A 17,549-nucleotide genomic window follows, 5' to 3' on the forward strand; every position below is an offset into this window, starting at 1 on the left:
AGCGGCACCTCCTTCCCCGACTGCAGCCGCAGCTCCTCCGCTTCGATGCGGATCACCTCGGATGCGCTGCGCACGAGCCGCCGCACCGTGACGTCGGCATGACCGTCTGGCGAGGTCGCGCCGGGCGAGCCGGGTGCGGCTCGCGGCGTCTCTCCGTGCTACGCTGCCCGCATGCGACTCCGCGTCGCCACCTTCAATCTCCGCGGCGTCCTCGACCGCTGGCCCGAGCGGCGACCGCTGCTCGTCGACGCCTTCCGTCGCATCGCGCCGGACGTCGCCGGGCTGCAGGAGGTCGACTTCGCGAACGCGAGGCAGGAGTCGCTGCTCGCGGACGCCGTGCCCGAGCGGCGCTACCAGACGTTCGCTGCGGAGACGCGGATCGGCTTCGGCAACGCGATTCTCGTCGGCATGGGCACGGGGAGCGCGCACGCGACGCGCGGGCTCGAGTACTGGCGGGTGGCGCAGCGGGTGCGCATCGCGCTGCCCGGTGGACGCACCCTCTGGTTCGCCAACACGCACCTCCATCACCTGGCCGAGGACGCGCATCTGCGGGTGGAGCAGGCGCGGGCGGTGTGCGACTTCGTGGCCGCGGCGCCGCCCGACGGCGGCGTCGTGGTCACCGGCGACTTCAACGCGCTCCCGGACGAGGCCTCGTGCGCCGTCATGCGCGACGCCGGCTTCCGCTCCGCGCATCACGCGGTGCACGGCGACGAGCCGCCGCTCACCTGGCCGTCGGGCATCCAGGCGCCGACGATGGACCTGGACGGCGCCCGCGGCTGCCTCGACTACGTCTGGGTGCGCGGGCCGGTGCGCGTGCTGGGGGCGCACGTCGCCGCCAACGAGCCGCCCGGACACGACCCGACGATCTATCCGAGCGACCACTTCGCGGTGGTCGCTGACCTGGCGCTGTGAGGCCCACACGGCGTCGGCGGGCACGCCCTCGCGTCCCGGCTCGCGTGGCGCAGCTTGCGCCGCGTGCCCGGCGACCCGTCAGCCCGAGACCACCGGAGCGGATGGAACGGCGCTGAACGGCGCGGCGCAGGTGCGGAGGCGCGCCGCGCGCACGATGGCCTCGACGCACTGATCCACCGTCGCCGCGCCCGAGTCGACGACGACGTCGTACGCAGTGAACGTGTGCACCACCGACACGAGGCCCCGGGCCCGGCCGAGCACGCGGTCCCCGCGGGCGCGCTCCCGAGACTCGAGGATCGGCAGCGCGCACGTCACGCCGACGCGCAGCACGTCGAGGTCGCCGCAGGCCTCGAGCCAGGAGTCGTACATCCACTCGTCGGCGATGACGTGGTCGAGGATCACGCGACTGCCCGTCGCCACCAGCGTCCGCACCGTCGGGCCGATGGCCGCGAAGGTCCGTCGGAACACCGGCCCGAACTCGGCCCGCACGGCCGGCGGCTCACCCGGTGCCGACGTGGTCACGATCCGGCAGCCCTCGTCGATCCACTCGTTGGTCTCGGATCGCGCCGGGCCGTCGGCGCCGCGGTAGTAGCGCGCCGCGTGCGCGAACACGAAGTCGTCGAAGGAGAGGCGGAGAAAGGGCTCGGCGATCCGCGCCTGCAGGGCGCGCGCGATCGTCGTCTTCCCCGCGCTGGAGGGTCCGTTCAGCAGGATCACCTGGGGACCGGGCGCCGGGGCCGGGGAAGTCGACGGGGTCGCCATGCCGACATACATCGGTCGGCGGGGCGGATCTCTGGAGCGCCGGGCCGAAGCGCCCGGCCACCCTGGCCGCTACTCGAGCTGCCGCAGGTCGACGTCGCGGGCCCAGCCCGCGATGCGCCGCGCGCGCGCCGCCAGGTAGCGCGTCGGCCGAGCGGGATCCCAGCGCAGCGGCGACGGCAGCATCGCGGCGAGGAGCGCCGCCTGCTGCGCCGACAGCCGCGCCGCCGGGACCCCGAACCAATGCTGCGCCGCCGCCTCCGCGCCGTAGACGCCGCGACCCCACTCGGCGACGTTCAGGTACACCTCGAGGATGCGCCGCTTGGGCCAGCAGAGCTCGAGCAGCGCCGTGAACCAGAGCTCGAGTCCCTTCCGCACCCAGGTGCGGCCCTGCCAGAGGAACACGTTGCGGGCGCACTGCATGGTGATGGTGCTCGCCCCGCGCTGCCGGCGGCCGGCGTTGCGACGGTTGTACTCGCGAGCTTCCTCCACCGCGCGCCAGTCGACGCCGTGGTGTGTGAAGAAGCGCGCGTCCTCCGCCGCGATCACCGCGCGCGGCAGGGCAGGGGCGATCTCGCGCAGCGGCACCCAGTCCTTGGCGACGCCCACCGGCTCGCCGGCCAGGAGCGAGTCGACGCCGCGGATCACCATGAGCGGCGTCAGCAGCGGCGGAACGACGCGGACGACCATGACGGCGAGCAACGACAGGCCGACGAAGGCCAGTACCGCCCCGCCGAGCCACCGCACCACCGTCCGCAGCACGCAGCGCTCTTAGCCGAGCCCGCGTCGCGCGCAAGTGCGACGCGGCGCGCGCTTGTCGCCGTCGAACGACCCGGTGTAGCCACGCGCCATGGCCCAGCGCACCCTGCCGCACGGACTCCAGTTCGCGCCGACGAAGATCGGCGTGCTGATCGACCTCGACATGGGCACCAAGGCGGACTTCCTCGCCTGCCTGCGCTTCGCCTTCGACGAGGCGCACGCCGACGGCACGATCCTGCGGCCCGTCGAGCTGATCGTCGAGGAGGCGATCGGGCTGCCGCGGCTCGAGGCGAAGAACACGATCGACGGCTACCGGCGCCTCGTCGACGCGGGCGTGCTGTGCACGATCGGTCCGCTCATCACCGACAACTCGCTGGCGCTGGCGCCGGTGATCGATCGTACCGGCGTGCCGGCCGTCACCTGGACGGGCACGGATCGCTACCACGGCGAGTACTGCTTCAACCTCGGCAACGGCGGCCTCGCCGAGGAAGCCGCGATCATGGCGACGTGGATCCGGCGCATGGGCTACCGCCGCGTCGGCATGATCCACGAGCAGAGCCCGGGCGGCGTCGAATACGCGTCGAGCTTCCGGTGGTACGCGGCCAGGGAGAAGCTCGACATCCTGATCGAGGCCTACACGACGCAGATCCCCGACGACCTCGAGATCGTGCTGCGCAAGATCCGCGAACAGAGCCCCGACTGCCTCGCGTACCTCGGCTACGGCTACCCGACGATCCTCATGCGCCCGATCTTCGAGCGCATGGGCTGGGATCCACCGCGTATCATGACCACCGCCTTCCAGTTCTGCTACGCGAAGCCGGAGTGGATGGCGGCGCTCGAGGGCTGGGTCGGCGTCGATCAGATGTGCGAGCACAACCCGCTCCTGCGGCCGACGTTCGACCGCTTCGCGCAGGCCGTCGGCAAGCGCGCCGACCACACCGTCACCGCGCTCACCTACGACACCGCGCGCCTGATCGCCGAGGGCCTCGCGCGCGCGCCGCTGCTGACGCCGGAGGGCGTGAAGCAGGGGCTCGAGAAGGTCCGCATGCTGCCCGCCGTCAACGGCGGACCGCGTACGCACATGAGCCTCGGGCCGTGGGACCACAAGGCGTACAAGGGCGACTGGCTGCTCCTGCGTCGCATCGCGGGCGGCCGCACGGTGTTCGTCGACCTGCACGACCCGGTGGCGACGACGCGGCCCGGCGCTTGCGCGTGAACGGCAGCGCGCGCTCTCGGCGGGTCGAGCCCCGGCTGGATCGCATTTCTACAATGCGCGGTGGGCGCGACGGGCGCACGCTGCGATTTCGCGGGCCTGCCGCTGGCACGGCCGATGCTGTTCCCCTCCGTCCGCGATCACATCATCGCTTCGAGAGGGGATTCGACATGAAGCTCCATCGCTACGAGCGCGACGCCGAGAGTGGACGGGTCGGCTATCTCGTCCTCTACCTGCTGGGGGCTCCCGTGGGTCTGCTGCTGCTGCTCTGGGTGCTGCTCGGCAACAACCTGATCGGTCCGGGCTGAGTCCACGTCGGCCGGCGCCGCCGTTCCGCGTTGCCTGCGCGGCGCCGCGGACGGCGCGCCGCCGGCGCGGTTCATTCGACGCTCGTCGCGCGTCGCCGTCGCCATGAAGGCCTGCATCGCAGGCCGCGCACTCCGCGTGCGCAGTGGAGCGGGTGAAGCTATCTGGCTATGGCACCTGCGGGTTCCGAGGCGCGAGCATGCGGTTTGCGCCTTGTGGAGGGCGCGTTGCTCCGGGTACGTCTCTGCGCGCCGCAGCATCCCCGCCGCACGATCCCACCCCCCACGGAGCCCGCAGACAAATGGTCCTTCCCAAGTCGAGCCGTGTCCGGCTCGCCGCCGCCCTCCTCGTCCCCGTTCTCGCCCTCACCCTCGCGACCCCGGCCCGCGCCGACGTCGCCGCCGCACTCGCGGCGATGGCCCACTACGACCTCATCACGCTCGAGGATCTGTCGACGAGCTCCGAGGTCGAAGGCCGCACGTGGGTCGGCGGCAGCATCGTCAGCGGCACCTCCGCGAACTTTGCGATCCACCTCGCGGTGCCGCCGAACGACGACACGCTCGTCGTCGTCGGCCAGATCGTCGCCGGCAACCCGCTCCAGCTCCAGAGCGGCAGCGCGCGCGTCGGCGGCAGCACCAACGGCCGCACGATCAACTTCAACGGCGGCGGCGCCCTCGTCCCCGATCCGTCGCTGTCCGACGCGCAGATGACCGCCGACCTCCAGGGCGCCACGGCCACCATCGGCGCGATGCCTGCCAACAACGCGGTGACGCTGCCGGGTGACCAGCCCGGGCCGGCCCGCTTCCAGGTGACGACGACCGACGCCTGCGGCACCGCGGTGTTCACGGTCGCGGCGTCCGCGCTCTTCGGCAACTCGAAGGTGCAGCAGATCGAGCTCACGCCCGGAAGCGCGCAGACGATCGTCATCAACGTCACGGGCACGACGGTCGACTGGCAGTTCGGCAACCTGGTCAGCGCCTTCACGCAGGCGACCTGGCGCAGTCGGGTGCTGTGGAACTTCCCCCAAGCCACCAGCATCAATCTCAACGCGCGCAACCTGATGGGCGCCATCCTGGCGCCGTACGCCGCCGTGACGACCCAGGCCAACATCGACGGCTCGACCGCGGTCCGCGCGCTGACGACGTCCTCGGAGATCCACCAGCCCGAGTTCACCGGCAACCTCGCGTGCCTCCCGACCACCACGACGACGCTGCCGACCACGACGACGACGCTGGCGACGACCACCACGACGACGTCGACGAGCACCACGACGCTGCCGACCACGACGACGACGCTGGCGACGACCACCACGACGACGTCGACGAGCAGCACCACGACCACCGTGGACCCGACCACGACCACGTCGACGTCCACGACCACGACGAGCAGCACGACGACCACGACCGTGCCCGACCAGGCGTGCGGCTGCGCCGCCGCCTTCCGCGTCGCGTACGAGTCGAAGATCAACAACGACGCCTCGGTGAGCGGCGGCGTCACGGTCAACATGCCGCGCGGACGCATCAACACCGGACGCAACGTGCGCTTCGCCGACGGCAGCGTGCTGGTCGCCGATCGGGTGTCGCTGGGACATGCGGTCGACGCGTTCTCCGTGCTGGCGAACACGCTGTCGATCGGCCAGAACGGCGTCGTGCGCGGCGCGACCGGTCCCGCGCCGGCGCTGCCGCTGGCGGAGCCGTTCTGCGAGATCCCGACGTTCACCTGCGGCGGCGACGAGATCCGCGTCCTCCCGGGGACCACCGTCGGGCCGCTGGCGCCCGGCCGCTACGGCAGCGTGCGCATCCTGAACGGCGGGACGCTGCTGCTTGCCCCGGGCACCTACGAGTTCTGCAGCGTCACCATGGGACGCGGTGCCCGGCTGGCCACCGACGGCGTCACGACGCTGAACGTAGTCTCGAAGCTCACCGTCGGGTCGGGCTCGCGTCTGACCCCGGCCGACCCGCAGGGTCCGATGCCGGTCATCAACCTGGCCGGACACTCGGGCCGCGTCAGCCAGGGGGCGGTGCTGCGCGCGGCGCTGAACGCCCCGCACGCGAAGCTGACCTTCGGGCGTGACTCGACGCTGCTCGGCTGCTTCTGCGCCAGCCGCCAGAAGTCCGACAAGCACATCACCCTCGCCTGCGTGCTCTGAGCGATCGGGACCCGCGCGGCGGCCGCCGTGCGGGTCCCCTTTGCCGGGCGCCGCGGCGGGCGATAGCTTCCCGTGCCGGTGCGCGACACGGAGCAGTTCGCCTTCGGCGACCGAGGACCCTGGGAGATCGAGCCGGCCGCCGTCGCGTGGCGGGCGGACGTGGCGCGGCTGCGCGCGGCCTCCCGGGAGGCGGTGCCGGCCATGGTCGCGCGCCGCTCAATGCCCCCGCTCGGGCGCTTCACGGAGGCGGCGGCGCGGATCGGCGGCGGGCTCGCGCTGTGGGCGCTGCGCGAGCGCCGCGGGGACGGCGTCCGCTCGCGCCAGGGGCTCTCGCGGCGGCTCCGTCGTGCCTTCGAGCGCCTCGGCCCGGCCTACATCAAGCTCGGCCAGATCGTGTCGTCCGGGCACGGGCTCTTCCCGCCGGAGCTGGTCGAGGAGTTCAAGAAGTGCCGCGACCAGGTGCCGCCGGAGCCGTTCGACGTCGTTCGCCGCGTCGTCGAGGAGGACCTCGGCGCGCCGCTCGAATCGGTGTTCGCCTCGTTCGAGCGCGTCTGTCTCGCGGCGGCGTCGATCGCGCAGGTGCACGCGGCGCGACTGCGCACCGGCGAGGACGTCGTCGTGAAGGTGCAGCGGCCGGCGGTCGCGCGGCGGGTGCACGAGGACGTCGCCGCCATGGCCTGGATCGCCCCGCTCCTCGTCGGCCGCATCCCGGTGGCCGCGCTCGCGAACCCGCCCGCGCTGGTCGAGCTGTTCGCCGAGACCATCGTCGAGGAGCTCGACTTCCGGCTCGAGGCCGAGAACATGCTCGACGTCGCCCGCGTCCTGTGCGAGGCGGGGCAGCGCATCGTCGTGGTGCCGCGGCCGCATCCCACGCTGGTCACGCGCCGCGTGCTCGTGATGGAGCGCCTGCACGGCTTCAAGTACGACGACGTCGCCGGCATGCGGGCGGCGGGCGTCGATACCGAGGCGGTCGTGCACTCGCTGCTCATCGCCTTCCTCGAGGGCGCGATGATCTTCGGCGTCTTCCACGGCGACCTCCACGGCGGCAACCTCTTCGTCATGCGCGACGGCCGCGTCGCGCTGTTCGACTACGGCATCACCGGGCGCATGGACGAGCCCCAGCGTCTCGCGTTCCTGCGCATGATGATGACGGGGGCGGTGAACGACGTCCGCGGGCAGCTCGAGGCCTTTCGTGATCTCGGCGCGCTGCCGCCCGACGCCGATCTCGACGAGGTCATGCGCCTGCTGCGCATCGACGAGCCCGTGCAGGATCCGACCAAGCTCTCGAGCGAGGACCTGGTGCACGAGATCCAGCGGCTCCTGAAGGGTCTCCTCGGCCTGGGCGCCCGCCTGCCGAAGCATCTCATGCTCTACGTGAAGGGCATGCTCTTCTTCGACGGCGCCATCACCACGCTCGCGCCCGACGTCAACCTGCTCGACGAGGTCGTGCGCATCTACGGCTACTTCGCGGTGAACCACGGCGCGCGCATCATGGGCGACATCGGCTTCGATCCGACGCGGACGACGGTCGACCTCGACGGCATCCGCCGCGCCGTGGGACTCGACGGCGAGGTGGCGTCGCTGACCCAGCGCGAGGTGCAGGAGCGCCGTGCCGTGATCCAGCAGCGCCTCGAAGAGGCGGGGCGGCGCTAGTGTCCCGAGTCCGGAGCTCGGACGCGGGACACTAGGGTCCGCTCAGCTCGACCGGCCCGCGCGGGGTGTCGAGCAGGGCGACGAGCCGGGCGGCCGGGCCGCGGCGCACGGGCAGGCGCACCTCGAGCGCCTCGAAGACGGCGCGCAGGGCGGCGGGCTGCGGCGTCTCGGCGGCGAAGCTGCGCAGCCGCAGGCCGGACGGCGCGTCGGACGCCGGATGGCCGCCGTCGTGCCACTCGATGAAGAACGGCACCAGCGGGCCCGCGCCGTGCCCCGACACGAAGACGTTGGTCCAGCGCACGATCGAGCCGTCCGGACGCGGCCGATGGCCGTCGACGACGACGCTCGTGTAGCCCTCGGCCTCGGCGCGCGCGGCGATTGCGGCGGCGCTCGGCGTGGCGGCGGCCCACATGAGCAGCGTCGGCGCCGGCAGCGCGGCGAGTCGTCGGGCGAGCGCGCCGGCGGGCAGCGACGGATCGGGCGCGATGACTTCGAGAAAGCGCCGCCGTCCGAGCGCCGCGATGGCATTCTGCGTGCCCAGGTCCGGGTGGTGGCCGCCGAACGTGGGGCGGATGCCCGTGCGCCGCGCCATGCCCGCCACCGCCCGCCCGAGGTCGGGGCCGGCCCACAGCAGGTGATCGCACGTGGCTGGCACGCGCGACCCATACGAGGCACGCGCCGGGCTGGCAAGATCGGTCGCGCGCGCCCCGCCGGCATGTAACTTCTTCTTTGCATCCGCCGCGGCGTGGACCGCGCGAACGTGTCCGCGCGGTTGGCACCCGGGTTGCGAGCAGAGCCCGACGAACGGAGGTGCCATGTCGATGCGAGACGATGAAGCGCTGCGCGAGCAGATCGACGTGCTCGTCGCCGAGACCCTGGTGGTCGATCCCGTCGACCTCGCGGTGGTCGTCGACGCGGGCGTCGTGCGTCTCGAAGGCACCGTCGACGACGCCGACGAGCGCGCCGCGATCGAGACGCGCGTGCGCGCGCTGAGCGGCGTTCGCGCGGTCGACAATCGTTTGCGCGTGCGCGAGCGGGCGGAGCCTTGAACGCGCCGACATTCTACAAACGCATGCGGCGTGCGGCGTCGGGACGCCCGTTTCTCGCCTCGTTCGGGTGGCACGCCGCATGCTGCCGTCTGGGATGGCAGGGCACACACGCCGGGCCGGGTCCAACGCGCATCCCGACCGGTCGAGGTCATGGACGACCTCGCCGCCGTGGGTCGGTCCCTCGCCGGGGCCGGCCCACGGGCGCCTGCCGCGGCGGCGCGCCGGCCGGCGTACGGTCGCGTTGACGCCCGGCTGAGCGCGCGTCTAGAACGCGCCCAGCCGTCATGCTCGCCCCACGCCGTCCCGCTCCGCTGCTGATGCCGACGTCGCCCGAGCTGCTCCGGCTCCAGGCCGCACGGCGCGGCGAGCACGGCGGGCTCGTCTTCCGGGACGCGCACGTGCCGTTCGGGCGCGTGGCCGACGGCGTGGAGACGCTCGCGGCGCTGCTCGTGCGGCGCGGGATCGGCGCCGGGCAGGCGGTGGGCGTCTGTGCGGCGAACGAGCCGGCGATCGTGGCCTTGCTCTACGCCGTGTGGGGCATCGGCGCGGTGGCGGTGCCGATCGGCGCGCGCTCGACGGCCGCGGAGGCGGCGCGCCTGCTCGAGCACGCACGAGCCGTCGCGCTGCTCGCCGACGAGCCCCGGGCCGAGATCGCACGCGACGCCGCCCGCGCGGCCGGCTGCGCCGCCTGGGTCGTCGCCGCGGAGCTGCCGCCGGCGCCGCGCCTGCTCGTGCGCGGACCGAAGCGTCGCGCTTCCGCGGCGCGCGTGCCGGGGCCCGCCGACCACGCCGCCATCGCCTACACGTCCGGCTCCACCGGCACGCCGAAGGGCGTCGTCCTGACGCACGCGAACCTCTTCTGGGCGACGCTCGCCTGCGCGCAGGCGCGCGGCGACGAGGCCGACGGAGTCGGCGCATGCCTGAGCCCGCTGACGCACGTTCCGGTGCTGGTCTCGCACCTCCTCTGCCGCATGCTGCTCGGCGCGCGCGCGGTGCTGCTCGAGAAGTTCGACGTGGGGGCGGTGCTGGAGGCGGCCGAGCGGTACGGCGTCACCGACCTGCCGCTCATCGGCGGCATGGTGTTCGACGTCGTGCAGCAGGGGGCGCTGCCGGCGCGCGTGCGCGAGGGCGTGCGCAAGGTGAGCGTGGGCGGCGCGCCGACGCCGATGGCGTCGAAGCGCGCGCTGGCCGAGCTCTTCGCCCGGGCCGAGGTCATCGAGGCCTACGGCCAGACCGAGTCGACCGACGGGGTCTGCATGGCGCGCGGCACGAGCGTGTTCGATCGCGCGGGCACCATCGGGTGCATGAACCCGCACGTCCACGTCGCCATCCGCCGCGGCGACGGCGCGCTCGCCGAGCCCGGGGAGGAGGGCGAGATCGTCGTCGGCGGGCCCACCGTCATGGCCGGCTACCACCGCGATCCGCGCGCGACGGCGCTCGCCGTGCGCGACGGCTGGCTGCACACGGGCGACCTCGGGCGCCGCGACGCCGACGGCTACTTCTGGATCACCGGGCGCGTGAAGGACCTCATCATCACCGGCGGCGAGAACGTCTCGCCCGCCGAGGTCGAGGCGGTGCTGCGCGGGCATCCCGACGTCGCCGACGTCGCCGTCATCGGCACGCCGCACCCGCGCTGGGGCGAGCAGGTGACGGCGATCGTCGTGCGGCGCGAGGGCACCGTGCTCGACGGCGAGGCGCTCGGCACGTTCGCCGGCGCGCGCCTCGCGGGCTTCAAGAAGCCGCGCCGCATCGAGTTCGTCGCCACGCTGCCGCGCAACGCGCACAACAAGGTCCAGACGCACCTGCTGCGCGAGCGCTTCGCGGGCGGCGGGCAGTAGCCCGCGCCCGGCTTCGCGGGTCAGGGCGTCGCGACGCGCGCCGCCTGCCGGCAGGCCGCGCGCAGCGGCGCCGCGGGGAGCTTGCCCGCGGCGAGACGCTTGCCCGCGCGGCCGAAGCGCCGCTCGAGCTCCTCACGTGTCCCTGCCGCCCGAGACATGCGGCGGGCGGCCGTCGCTGGCGGCGCGCTGGCTCTGCGCGACCAGGATGGGGAGCTGCCCGGCGTCGGCCGGCGGACGCCGGGCAGCGCCGCCGGTGGCGCTGGGCGTTGCGGGCGCGGTCGGCGGCGGCGCAGGCCGCGTCGCGCAGGAGCAGGTCGGGCCGCACCGAGCGGAACTTGCGGATGCCGCCGATCGGCGGCGCGACCGGGATCGTCAGCAGCCCGGCCTCGGCCAGACAGTAGGTGAACAGCCGGCGCAGCGGCGAGTTGCCCATGTAGAGCGTGCCGTCCGGGCTCGTGCTCATCACGGCGACCGACTCGTCGAGCCCCGGCGTGAACGCGGTGACCTCGCCCGTCAGGCGGTCGAGCAGCCCGACGCCGGTGGTGATCGAGAGCCGCGACGCACCGAGCGGCACGACGGCGGCCGCCTGGAAGCTGACGGCGTTCGCGCCGATGCCGGCGACGGTCTGGTTCGCGACCTGCTGCCCGGGCAGGAGGTCGTAGACGTCGAGGTTCGCCGACCAGGCGAGGCGGCCCGCCGCGCCCTCGTCGATCACCTGATGGATCGTGCCGCCCGTCGAGGCGTAGATCTCGCCGTTGTCGGCGGCGACGCCGATCGAGCCGGTGATCTGGCCGCCGACGTTCACCGTCCACGCGATGCGGCAGTCGCGGTCGAGGGCGATGAGGTTGCCGACGTTGTCGCCGACGTAGACGCGCGTGCCGTCGCGGCGCAGCGCGGGCGTGGTGGCGGAGCCGCCGGTGAAGGTCTGCCGGCAGGCCTCCACGACCTGCCACTCGGGACCGCTCGGCACGAGGTCGAGCCCGTAGAGCGCGCCCAGCTGCGAGACGCCGTCGACGCTGCCGTCGTCGCCGTCCGGGGCGGTCGCGGCCACCCAGATGCGGCCCGTCGCGGCGTCGATCGAGAAGTAGTTCGCGACCTCGACGCCGTTGCCGAGCAGGACGTCGATGGCGAGCGAGATGGGCTGGCCGCGGAGGTCGGCGAGCTTCTCGAGCTCGGCCTGGGCGCAGGCCTGGATGGCGGGCGGCGTCGCGAGCGGCGGGCCGGCGGGCGACGGCGCGCCGGGGAGCTGGTACGGCGCGGGCAGCACGGTGACGCCGGTCCGCCGGTCGACGGCGTAGAGCCAGCCGTCGCGCGTGAGGCCGAGGAGGGCGTCGGCGCCGGCGTGGTAGTTGACGCCGAAGCCGCCGCCGACGGGGGGCCCGGTGAGGCCGGTGGGCATCTCCCAGAGGACGCTGCCGTCGGTCCGCGCCGCCAGCACGCGGTCGTAGCGCGCGTGGTACAGCAGCTCCTCGCCCGGATGATCCGGGTCCTCGAGGATCATGGGCGTGCCGCTGCCGGACGGCGAGCCGGTGGAGTTCGGGATCGTCCAGCGCCGCGCGCCGGTCGCCGGATCGAGCGCGACGACGAGCGCGCCGTCGTGCGGCTGGAACGGCGCGAAGTAGACGTTGCCGGCGCTGTCGAATACCGGTCCCGTCGGGTTCCAGGTGAGCGGCTCCGCGACCCAGTCGGCCGCCATCGCCGGCGCGTAGGCGACCGCGACCTCGTCGCTGTTCACCTCGTCGGCGTGCAGCGAGCGCCACGCGCCGCGCGACGCGAGGACACCGCCGGCGGGATCGGGCGTGCGGCAGCCGACGGGCGCCCACGCGGTGCGCGGCGGCGGTGGGAACGTCTTCGGGGTCTGCGCGACGGCGCTCCCGGCGAGCAGCAGGACCAGCGCGGCGGCGACGAAGTGGGACATGCGGAAGCTCCTCGGGCGATGGGTCGGACGCCGACCCGCGTACGAGCCGTGCCTGAATTAAGTCAAGCGAATTCACTGCCTGCTCCGCACCGTGCCCTCGTTGACGCCCGCGACCGGCGGCGACTATGAACGCTCGTTCGTCTCGCGGTCGTCCGGAGTACCCATGCCTCGTCCAGCGTCACGCCCGCCCGCTGCGACGCGCCGTCACGCGGCGCGTCGGCGTGCCGAGGTGCGCGCGTGACCGCCTGGATCGTCCTGTTCTTCGCGAGCGTCTTCGAGGTCGTGATGGCGCTCGGGCTGAAGGCGAGCCACGGGTTCACGAAGCTTTCCGGCTCCCTCGTCGGCATCGGCGGCGCCGCCGTCAGCATGTGGCTGCTCGCCTGGGCGCTGCGCAGCCTGCCGGTCGGCACCGGCTACGCGGTGTGGACGGGGCTCGGCGCCGTGCTGACGGCGCTCACCGGGATGGTCGCGCTGGGTGAGAGCCGCGACGCGCTGCGGCTCGGCGCGATCGGCCTCATCGTCACGGGGGTCGTCCTCCTGCAGCTCACCACGAAGGTGCACTGATGGACTACGAGCAGGTCCGGCTGGAGATCGCCGACGGCGTCGCGACGCTCACCCTCTACCGGCCCGAACGGCGCAACGGGTGGACGCGGCAGATGGGGGCCGAGTTCCGCGACGCGCTCGGGCGCTGCGAGCGCGACGACGCCGTGCGCGTCGTGGTCGTCACGGGTGCGGGGCGCGACTTCTGCGTCGGCGCCGACCTCGAGCGCGGCGGTCGGGTCTTCCAGCAGGCGGCGGCGGCGCGCCAGGCCGGCGAGGCGCGGCGTCCGCTGCGCGCGTGGGAGATGCGCAAGCCCCTGGTCGCGGCGCTGAACGGCACGTGCGCCGGCGTCGGTGCGACGCTGCCGCTGCAGATGGACATCCGCATCGCCGGTGCGTCGACGCGCATCGGCTTCGTCTTCGTGCGCCGCGGCCTCGTGCCGGAGAACGCGTGCACCTGGATACTGCCGCGCCTCGTCGGGCTCAGCGTCGCGGCCGATCTCCTGCTGACGGGACGCCTCGTCGGCGCCGACGAGGCGCGCGATCTCGGGCTCGTCTCCCGCGTCGTGCCCGACGACGAGGTCCTCGCCACGGCGCAGGCGCTGGCGCGCGACATCGCCCGCGAGACGGCGCCGGTCGCCGTTGCGCTCACCAAGCGGCTCCTGTGGTGCAACGCCGGCGAGCCCGACGCCGCCACCGCCGAGGCGCGCGACGCGCGCGCCTTCGCCTGGGCGACGCAGTCGGCCGACGCACGCGAGGGCCTCAGGGCGTTCGCCGAGAAGCGCACGCCGCAGTGGACGCTCAGCCCCAGCACCGATCTGCCGGCGCTCGACGAGGAGCCCTGGGAGCCGTGAGCGAGACGCTCGGCGCCTTTCTCGACGACGTCTGCGCGCGCGACCCCGGGGCCGAAGCCGTGGTGTGGGCCGCGCACGACGTCGCGACCGTGCGCTGGACCTGGGCCGGCCTCGCCGCGGCCGCGCGCGAGGCGTCGCGCCGGCTCGCCACGCTCGGGGTGGGGAAGGGCACGCGCGTCGGGCTCCTCTGCCCGAACCGCCCCGAGTGGCTCGCGCTCGCCTTCGGCGCGCTGCGCCTCGGCGCACGGCTGGTGCCGTTCTCGACGCTGTGGAAGCGCGAGGAGATCGCGTACGCGCTGCGCCACGCCGACGTGCAGCTGCTCCTCCTGCGGCCGACGTTCCTGCGGCACGACTACCTCGCCGCGCTGCGCGAGATCGTTCCCGGGCTCGGCACCGCGGTGCCGGGCCGGCTCTACGACCCCGCCGTGCCGGCGCTCCGCCGCGTCGTGCTGCTGGACGGCGAGGCCCCGGGCCTGGAGCGCTGGGACGATCTCCCGGCCGAGGTGCCCGACGCGGTGCTGGACGGCCTCGCGGCGGCGGTGGCGCCGACCGACGTCGCGACGGTGTTCTTCACGTCGGGCACCACGGCGCAGGCGAAGGCGGTCGTGCACGCGCACGCGGGGCTGGCCCTCTCCGGACGGCGCATCGCCGACTGCCTCGGCGTCGGTCCGGACGACGCCTGGTGGGGCCACATGCCGCTCTTCTGGAGCGGCGGCTTCGTCATCGGCGCGCTCGCGACCATGGCGGGCGGCGGCCGCCTCGTGCTGCAGGAGCAGGTCGACGCGGGCGCGGCGCTGCGCCTGTGCGCCGCCGAGGGCTGCACGCTCATGGCGGGCTGGCATCAGGCCGGGCCGCTGCTCGAGCATCCCGCCTTCGCGGCGACGCGGCTCCGCCTGCGCAAGGGCTCGAACCACCCGCTCGCGGAGCGGCTGCTCGGTCCCGATCATCTCGCCGTCGGCATGTACGGCATGAGCGAGACGGCGACCTGCGTCGCCTGCGCGCGTTGGGACGACCCGCCCGCGGTGCGCCGCGACACCTTCGGCCGGCCGCTCGCCGGCATGGAGGTCCGCATCGTCGATGCCGAGACGCGCCGTCCGGTGGCGCCGGGCGAGAGCGGCGAGATCCTGGTGAAGGGGCCGACACTCATGGAGGGCTACCTGCGCGTACCGCGCGCCGAGACCTTCGACGCCGAGGGCTTCTTCCGCACCGGCGACCAGGGCTACCTCGACGCCGACGGCTGCTTGCACTTCGCGACCCGTCTCAAGGACGTCATCAAGACCGCGGGTGTGAACGTGGCCGCGGTCGAGGTCGAGGAGGCGCTCGGGCGTCACCCGCAGGTGAAGGCGGCGCACGTCGTCGGCGTGCCGCACGCGACGCGCGGCGAGAACGTCGCCGCGTTCGTCGTGCCGGCGGCGGGCGCCGCGCCCGAGCCCGACGCGCTGATCGCGTTCTGCCGCGCGGAGCTCGCGAGCTACAAGCTGCCGCGCCACGTCTTCGTCATCGAGGAGGCCGCCGTGCCGCGCACCGGCACCGGCAAGATCGCCAAGCCCGAGCTGCGCCGCGAGGCGGAGCGTCGGCTGAAGGAGTGAGCCGCATGGCCGAGTACGAGACCCTCCGCTACGAGGTCGCCGACCGCGTCGCCACCATCACGCTGAACCGCCCCGAGCGCATGAACGCCATGAACCAGCAGCTGAAGGACGAGCTGCGCACGGCGTGGCGCGAGGTGAAGAACGATCCCGACGTCTGGTGCGCGATCCTCACCGGCGCCGGCAAGGGCTTCTCGACCGGCGCCGACGTCGAGGGGCTGGCGACCGGCGGCTTCCGGCGCGAGGACCGCTGGCGCGAGCTGGCGCTGATCGAGGGCATCGTCGACCTGCCGACGCCGCGCCGCCAGCGCGTGCACAAGCCGGTCATCGCGGCGGTGAACGGCGCCTGCGCCGGCTTCTCGCTCGACTTCGTCACCGAGTCGGACATCCCGATCGCGTCGGAGCAGGCGTACTTCGTCGACCCGCACGTCTCGATCGGTCTCGTCTCGTCGCACGAGATGGTGAACATGGCGCGGCGCGTGCCGGTCGCGGTCTGCCTGCGCATGGCGCTGCTCGGACGGCACGAGAGGATGTCGGCGCAGCGCGCCTACGAGGTCGGCCTGGTCACCGAGGTCGTGCCGCACGACAAGCTGATGGACCGCGCCCGCGAGCTGGCGGGGCTCGTCTGCCAGAACGCGCCGCTCGCCGTGTGGGGCACGAAGATGGGCATCCTGCAGGGGCTCGGGCTGCCGATCCCGCAGGCCGAGGAGATCGCCGCCGGCTACCTCGAGGTGAACGAGCAGACCGAGGACTACCACGAGGGGCCGCGCTCGTTCGTCGAGAAGCGCAAGCCGGCCTGGAAGGCGCGCTGAGCGGCGCGCGGGCGGGCGGCGTCCGGCGGCGCCCGCTGCGCCGGCCCGCCGCGACCGCCTTCAGCCGGCGCGGCGGCGTGCGGCCCAGCCGCCGGGCGTGACGCCGTCGACGCGTACGTGGCGCGCCGCGAAGCGCCAGCCGTCGGGCGTGCGCACGTAGCGGTCGCGGTAGCGGCCCCAGTGGTCGAGCCCGTGCTCGGTCGTCACCTGGAAGTACGCTGTCCCCTTCGCCGCGTCCGGGCCCTCGAGCGTGATCGCGACCGTGGTCAGGTGGTGGCGCATGCGCGGCGCCGAGACGGCCGCTTCGCCCGTGCCGCGCAGGAAGGCGCGGATGCCGTCGTGGCCGGCGTAGGGCGGACGGTCGTCGACGGTGAGCGTGCCGTCGGGCGTGAAGCAGGCGACCAGGTCGTCGAAGCGGCCCGTGTCGCCGGCGTGCGTGTAGCGGTGCACGAGGGCGGTGAGGGCGTGGTGGGCGGCGAGCGCGTCGTCCATCGGCGTCAGGCGAGGGCGGCGAGCACGGCGTCGGCGGTGGTGACCGTCGCCAGCAGCGGCATGATGTTGTCGATCGAGAAGCGGTGCCAGGCGTCGGGGTAGCTGGCGCAGCAGTCCTCGAGCACCATCACGTCGAAGCCGCGGTTCACCGAGGCACGCACGATGCCCTCGACGGCGATGTTGGTCGAGACGCCGGTCATGAGCATCGTCGTGCGCCCCAGCATGCGCAGCACGGGGTAGAGCTGCGTGCCGTAGGAGCCGTCGACGCCGACGGTGCGCTCGAGGACGAAATCCTGCGGCTGCGGCGCCAGCGCCTCGTGCACCCGGACGCCCCACGTACCCTCGACGAGACGCGGCTTCGAGCCCGAGATGCGGTGCAGGCGCGTGTGGGGACGCGGGAACCCCGGCTTGCCGCAGAAGTTGACGTAGAGCACCGGCACGCCGCGCGCGCGGGCCGCGGCCGTGAGCGCCTGGAGCTTCGCGACGATGCCGCGGCGCTGGACCTCGGCGGCGAGCACGCCGCCGAGCCCCTTCGCCCCGAGGTTCGACTCGTGGACGATGTCGTTCTGCATCTCCACGAGGAGCAGCGCGGCGCGGCCGACGTCGAGGGTGCCGTCAGCCATGCCCGTGCTCGTGCGTTCGCGGGCGTACGGCGCGGGGCATCGTGCCTCGTGCGACGCCGCGCACGCGCTTGCACGGCGCCGCCGCC

At 73.8% G+C, this 17,549-nt stretch carries 17 protein-coding genes; 11 read left to right on the plus strand and 6 right to left on the minus strand.

The features are described 5' to 3' along the window. The first annotated feature begins 171 nt into the window (after window positions 1-171). Window positions 172-912, plus strand: a complete 741-nt coding sequence (locus tag KIT14_17265; GenBank protein MCW5892273.1) for an endonuclease/exonuclease/phosphatase family protein — start codon at window positions 172-174, stop codon at window positions 910-912. A gap of 78 nt (window positions 913-990) precedes the next feature. Here KIT14_17265 and KIT14_17270 read toward each other — a convergent pair whose 3' ends face one another. Continuing rightward, window positions 991-1,674, minus strand: a complete 684-nt coding sequence (locus KIT14_17270) for a chemotaxis protein (GenBank protein MCW5892274.1) — start codon at window positions 1,672-1,674, stop codon at window positions 991-993. Between the two features lie 69 nt (window positions 1,675-1,743). Further along, window positions 1,744-2,433, minus strand: coding sequence for a monofunctional biosynthetic peptidoglycan transglycosylase (gene mtgA / locus KIT14_17275; protein MCW5892275.1), 690 nt, complete (start codon window positions 2,431-2,433; stop codon window positions 1,744-1,746). Window positions 2,434-2,521: 88 nt separating this feature from the next. Here mtgA and KIT14_17280 point away from each other — a divergent pair, with 88 nt between their 5' ends. From KIT14_17280 to KIT14_17295, 4 genes are all read left to right on the plus strand, one after another. Then, window positions 2,522-3,646, plus strand: coding sequence for an ABC transporter substrate-binding protein (locus tag KIT14_17280; protein ID MCW5892276.1), 1,125 nt, complete (start codon window positions 2,522-2,524; stop codon window positions 3,644-3,646). A gap of 167 nt (window positions 3,647-3,813) precedes the next feature. Continuing rightward, window positions 3,814-3,951, plus strand: a complete 138-nt coding sequence (locus KIT14_17285) for a hypothetical protein (GenBank protein MCW5892277.1) — start codon at window positions 3,814-3,816, stop codon at window positions 3,949-3,951. 299 nt (window positions 3,952-4,250) lie between these two features. Next, entirely contained in the window at window positions 4,251-6,098 is a 1,848-nt protein-coding gene (locus tag KIT14_17290) for a choice-of-anchor A family protein (protein ID MCW5892278.1), read from the plus strand. Between the two features lie 78 nt (window positions 6,099-6,176). After that, window positions 6,177-7,751, plus strand: a complete 1,575-nt coding sequence (locus KIT14_17295) for an AarF/ABC1/UbiB kinase family protein (GenBank protein MCW5892279.1) — start codon at window positions 6,177-6,179, stop codon at window positions 7,749-7,751. Window positions 7,752-7,782: 31 nt separating this feature from the next. On the opposite strand, the gene KIT14_17300 is transcribed toward KIT14_17295, so the two are convergent. Continuing rightward, complete coding sequence (locus tag KIT14_17300) at window positions 7,783-8,406, minus strand: VOC family protein (GenBank protein ID MCW5892280.1); 624 nt, start codon at window positions 8,404-8,406, stop codon at window positions 7,783-7,785. 166 nt (window positions 8,407-8,572) lie between these two features. Between KIT14_17300 and KIT14_17305 the strand changes: the two genes are divergently transcribed. Next, window positions 8,573-8,800 carry a BON domain-containing protein gene (locus KIT14_17305; protein ID MCW5892281.1) on the plus strand — a complete coding sequence of 76 codons (228 nt, stop codon included), beginning with the start codon at window positions 8,573-8,575 and terminating at the stop codon, window positions 8,798-8,800. A gap of 284 nt (window positions 8,801-9,084) precedes the next feature. After that, window positions 9,085-10,638: an AMP-binding protein gene (locus KIT14_17310; GenBank protein MCW5892282.1), complete on the plus strand. Its 1,554-nt coding sequence runs from the start codon at window positions 9,085-9,087 to the stop codon at window positions 10,636-10,638. Here the strand turns inward: KIT14_17310 and KIT14_17315 are convergent. Further along, a complete protein-coding gene (locus tag KIT14_17315; protein ID MCW5892283.1) occupies window positions 10,532-12,556 on the minus strand; it encodes a PQQ-binding-like beta-propeller repeat protein in 2,025 nt (674 codons plus the stop codon). The genes KIT14_17310 and KIT14_17315 overlap by 107 nt on opposite strands. Window positions 12,557-12,841: 285 nt before the next feature. On the opposite strand from KIT14_17315, the gene KIT14_17320 reads away from it, so the two are divergent. The 4 genes from KIT14_17320 to KIT14_17335 are packed head-to-tail and all read left to right on the plus strand — an operon-like array spanning window position 12,842 to window position 16,348. Next, window positions 12,842-13,120, plus strand: coding sequence for a multidrug efflux SMR transporter (locus KIT14_17320; GenBank protein MCW5892284.1), 279 nt, complete (start codon window positions 12,842-12,844; stop codon window positions 13,118-13,120). Continuing rightward, a complete protein-coding gene (locus KIT14_17325) occupies window positions 13,120-13,950 on the plus strand; it encodes an enoyl-CoA hydratase/isomerase family protein (protein ID MCW5892285.1) in 831 nt (276 codons plus the stop codon). The genes KIT14_17320 and KIT14_17325 overlap by 1 nt, the downstream gene beginning before the upstream one ends. Beyond that, window positions 13,947-15,539, plus strand: a complete 1,593-nt coding sequence (locus KIT14_17330) for an AMP-binding protein (GenBank protein MCW5892286.1) — start codon at window positions 13,947-13,949, stop codon at window positions 15,537-15,539. Before KIT14_17325 ends, KIT14_17330 begins: the two co-directional genes overlap by 4 nt. A 5-nt stretch (window positions 15,540-15,544) precedes the next feature. Beyond that, window positions 15,545-16,348 carry an enoyl-CoA hydratase/isomerase family protein gene (locus KIT14_17335; protein MCW5892287.1) on the plus strand — a complete coding sequence of 268 codons (804 nt, stop codon included), beginning with the start codon at window positions 15,545-15,547 and terminating at the stop codon, window positions 16,346-16,348. A 60-nt stretch (window positions 16,349-16,408) separates the two neighbouring features. Here KIT14_17335 and KIT14_17340 read toward each other — a convergent pair whose 3' ends face one another. Then, the gene (locus KIT14_17340; GenBank protein MCW5892288.1) at window positions 16,409-16,840 is read right to left on the minus strand and encodes a nuclear transport factor 2 family protein; all 432 of its coding nucleotides are present in this window, start codon (window positions 16,838-16,840) and stop codon (window positions 16,409-16,411) included. 5 nt (window positions 16,841-16,845) lie between these two features. Beyond that, window positions 16,846-17,463, minus strand: a complete 618-nt coding sequence (locus KIT14_17345) for a cysteine hydrolase (protein ID MCW5892289.1) — start codon at window positions 17,461-17,463, stop codon at window positions 16,846-16,848. Window positions 17,464-17,549: the final 86 nt, after the last annotated feature.

Source organism: bacterium (assembly GCA_026129405.1).
Lineage (GTDB): Bacteria > Desulfobacterota > Binatia > DP-6 > DP-6 > JAHCID01.

Bases quoted from the DNA above. Each gene is read 5' to 3' on its own strand.
- KIT14_17335 (MCW5892287.1), top strand. From the start codon at position 15,545: ATGGCCGAGTACGAGACCCTCCGCTACGAGGTCGCCGACCGCGTCGCC.
- KIT14_17320 (MCW5892284.1), top strand. From the start codon at position 12,842: ATGGCGCTCGGGCTGAAGGCGAGCCACGGGTTCACGAAGCTTTCCGGC.
- KIT14_17290 (MCW5892278.1), top strand. From the start codon at position 4,251: ATGGTCCTTCCCAAGTCGAGCCGTGTCCGGCTCGCCGCCGCCCTCCTC.
- KIT14_17345 (MCW5892289.1), bottom strand. From the start codon at position 17,463: ATGGCTGACGGCACCCTCGACGTCGGCCGCGCCGCGCTGCTCCTCGTG.
- KIT14_17340 (MCW5892288.1), bottom strand. From the start codon at position 16,840: ATGGACGACGCGCTCGCCGCCCACCACGCCCTCACCGCCCTCGTGCAC.
- KIT14_17325 (MCW5892285.1), top strand. From the start codon at position 13,120: ATGGACTACGAGCAGGTCCGGCTGGAGATCGCCGACGGCGTCGCGACG.
- KIT14_17305 (MCW5892281.1), top strand. From the start codon at position 8,573: ATGCGAGACGATGAAGCGCTGCGCGAGCAGATCGACGTGCTCGTCGCC.
- KIT14_17270 (MCW5892274.1), bottom strand. From the start codon at position 1,674: ATGGCGACCCCGTCGACTTCCCCGGCCCCGGCGCCCGGTCCCCAGGTG.
- KIT14_17280 (MCW5892276.1), top strand. From the start codon at position 2,522: ATGGCCCAGCGCACCCTGCCGCACGGACTCCAGTTCGCGCCGACGAAG.
- KIT14_17265 (MCW5892273.1), top strand. From the start codon at position 172: ATGCGACTCCGCGTCGCCACCTTCAATCTCCGCGGCGTCCTCGACCGC.
- KIT14_17315 (MCW5892283.1), bottom strand. From the start codon at position 12,556: ATGTCCCACTTCGTCGCCGCCGCGCTGGTCCTGCTGCTCGCCGGGAGC.
- KIT14_17310 (MCW5892282.1), top strand. From the start codon at position 9,085: ATGCTCGCCCCACGCCGTCCCGCTCCGCTGCTGATGCCGACGTCGCCC.
- KIT14_17285 (MCW5892277.1), top strand. From the start codon at position 3,814: ATGAAGCTCCATCGCTACGAGCGCGACGCCGAGAGTGGACGGGTCGGC.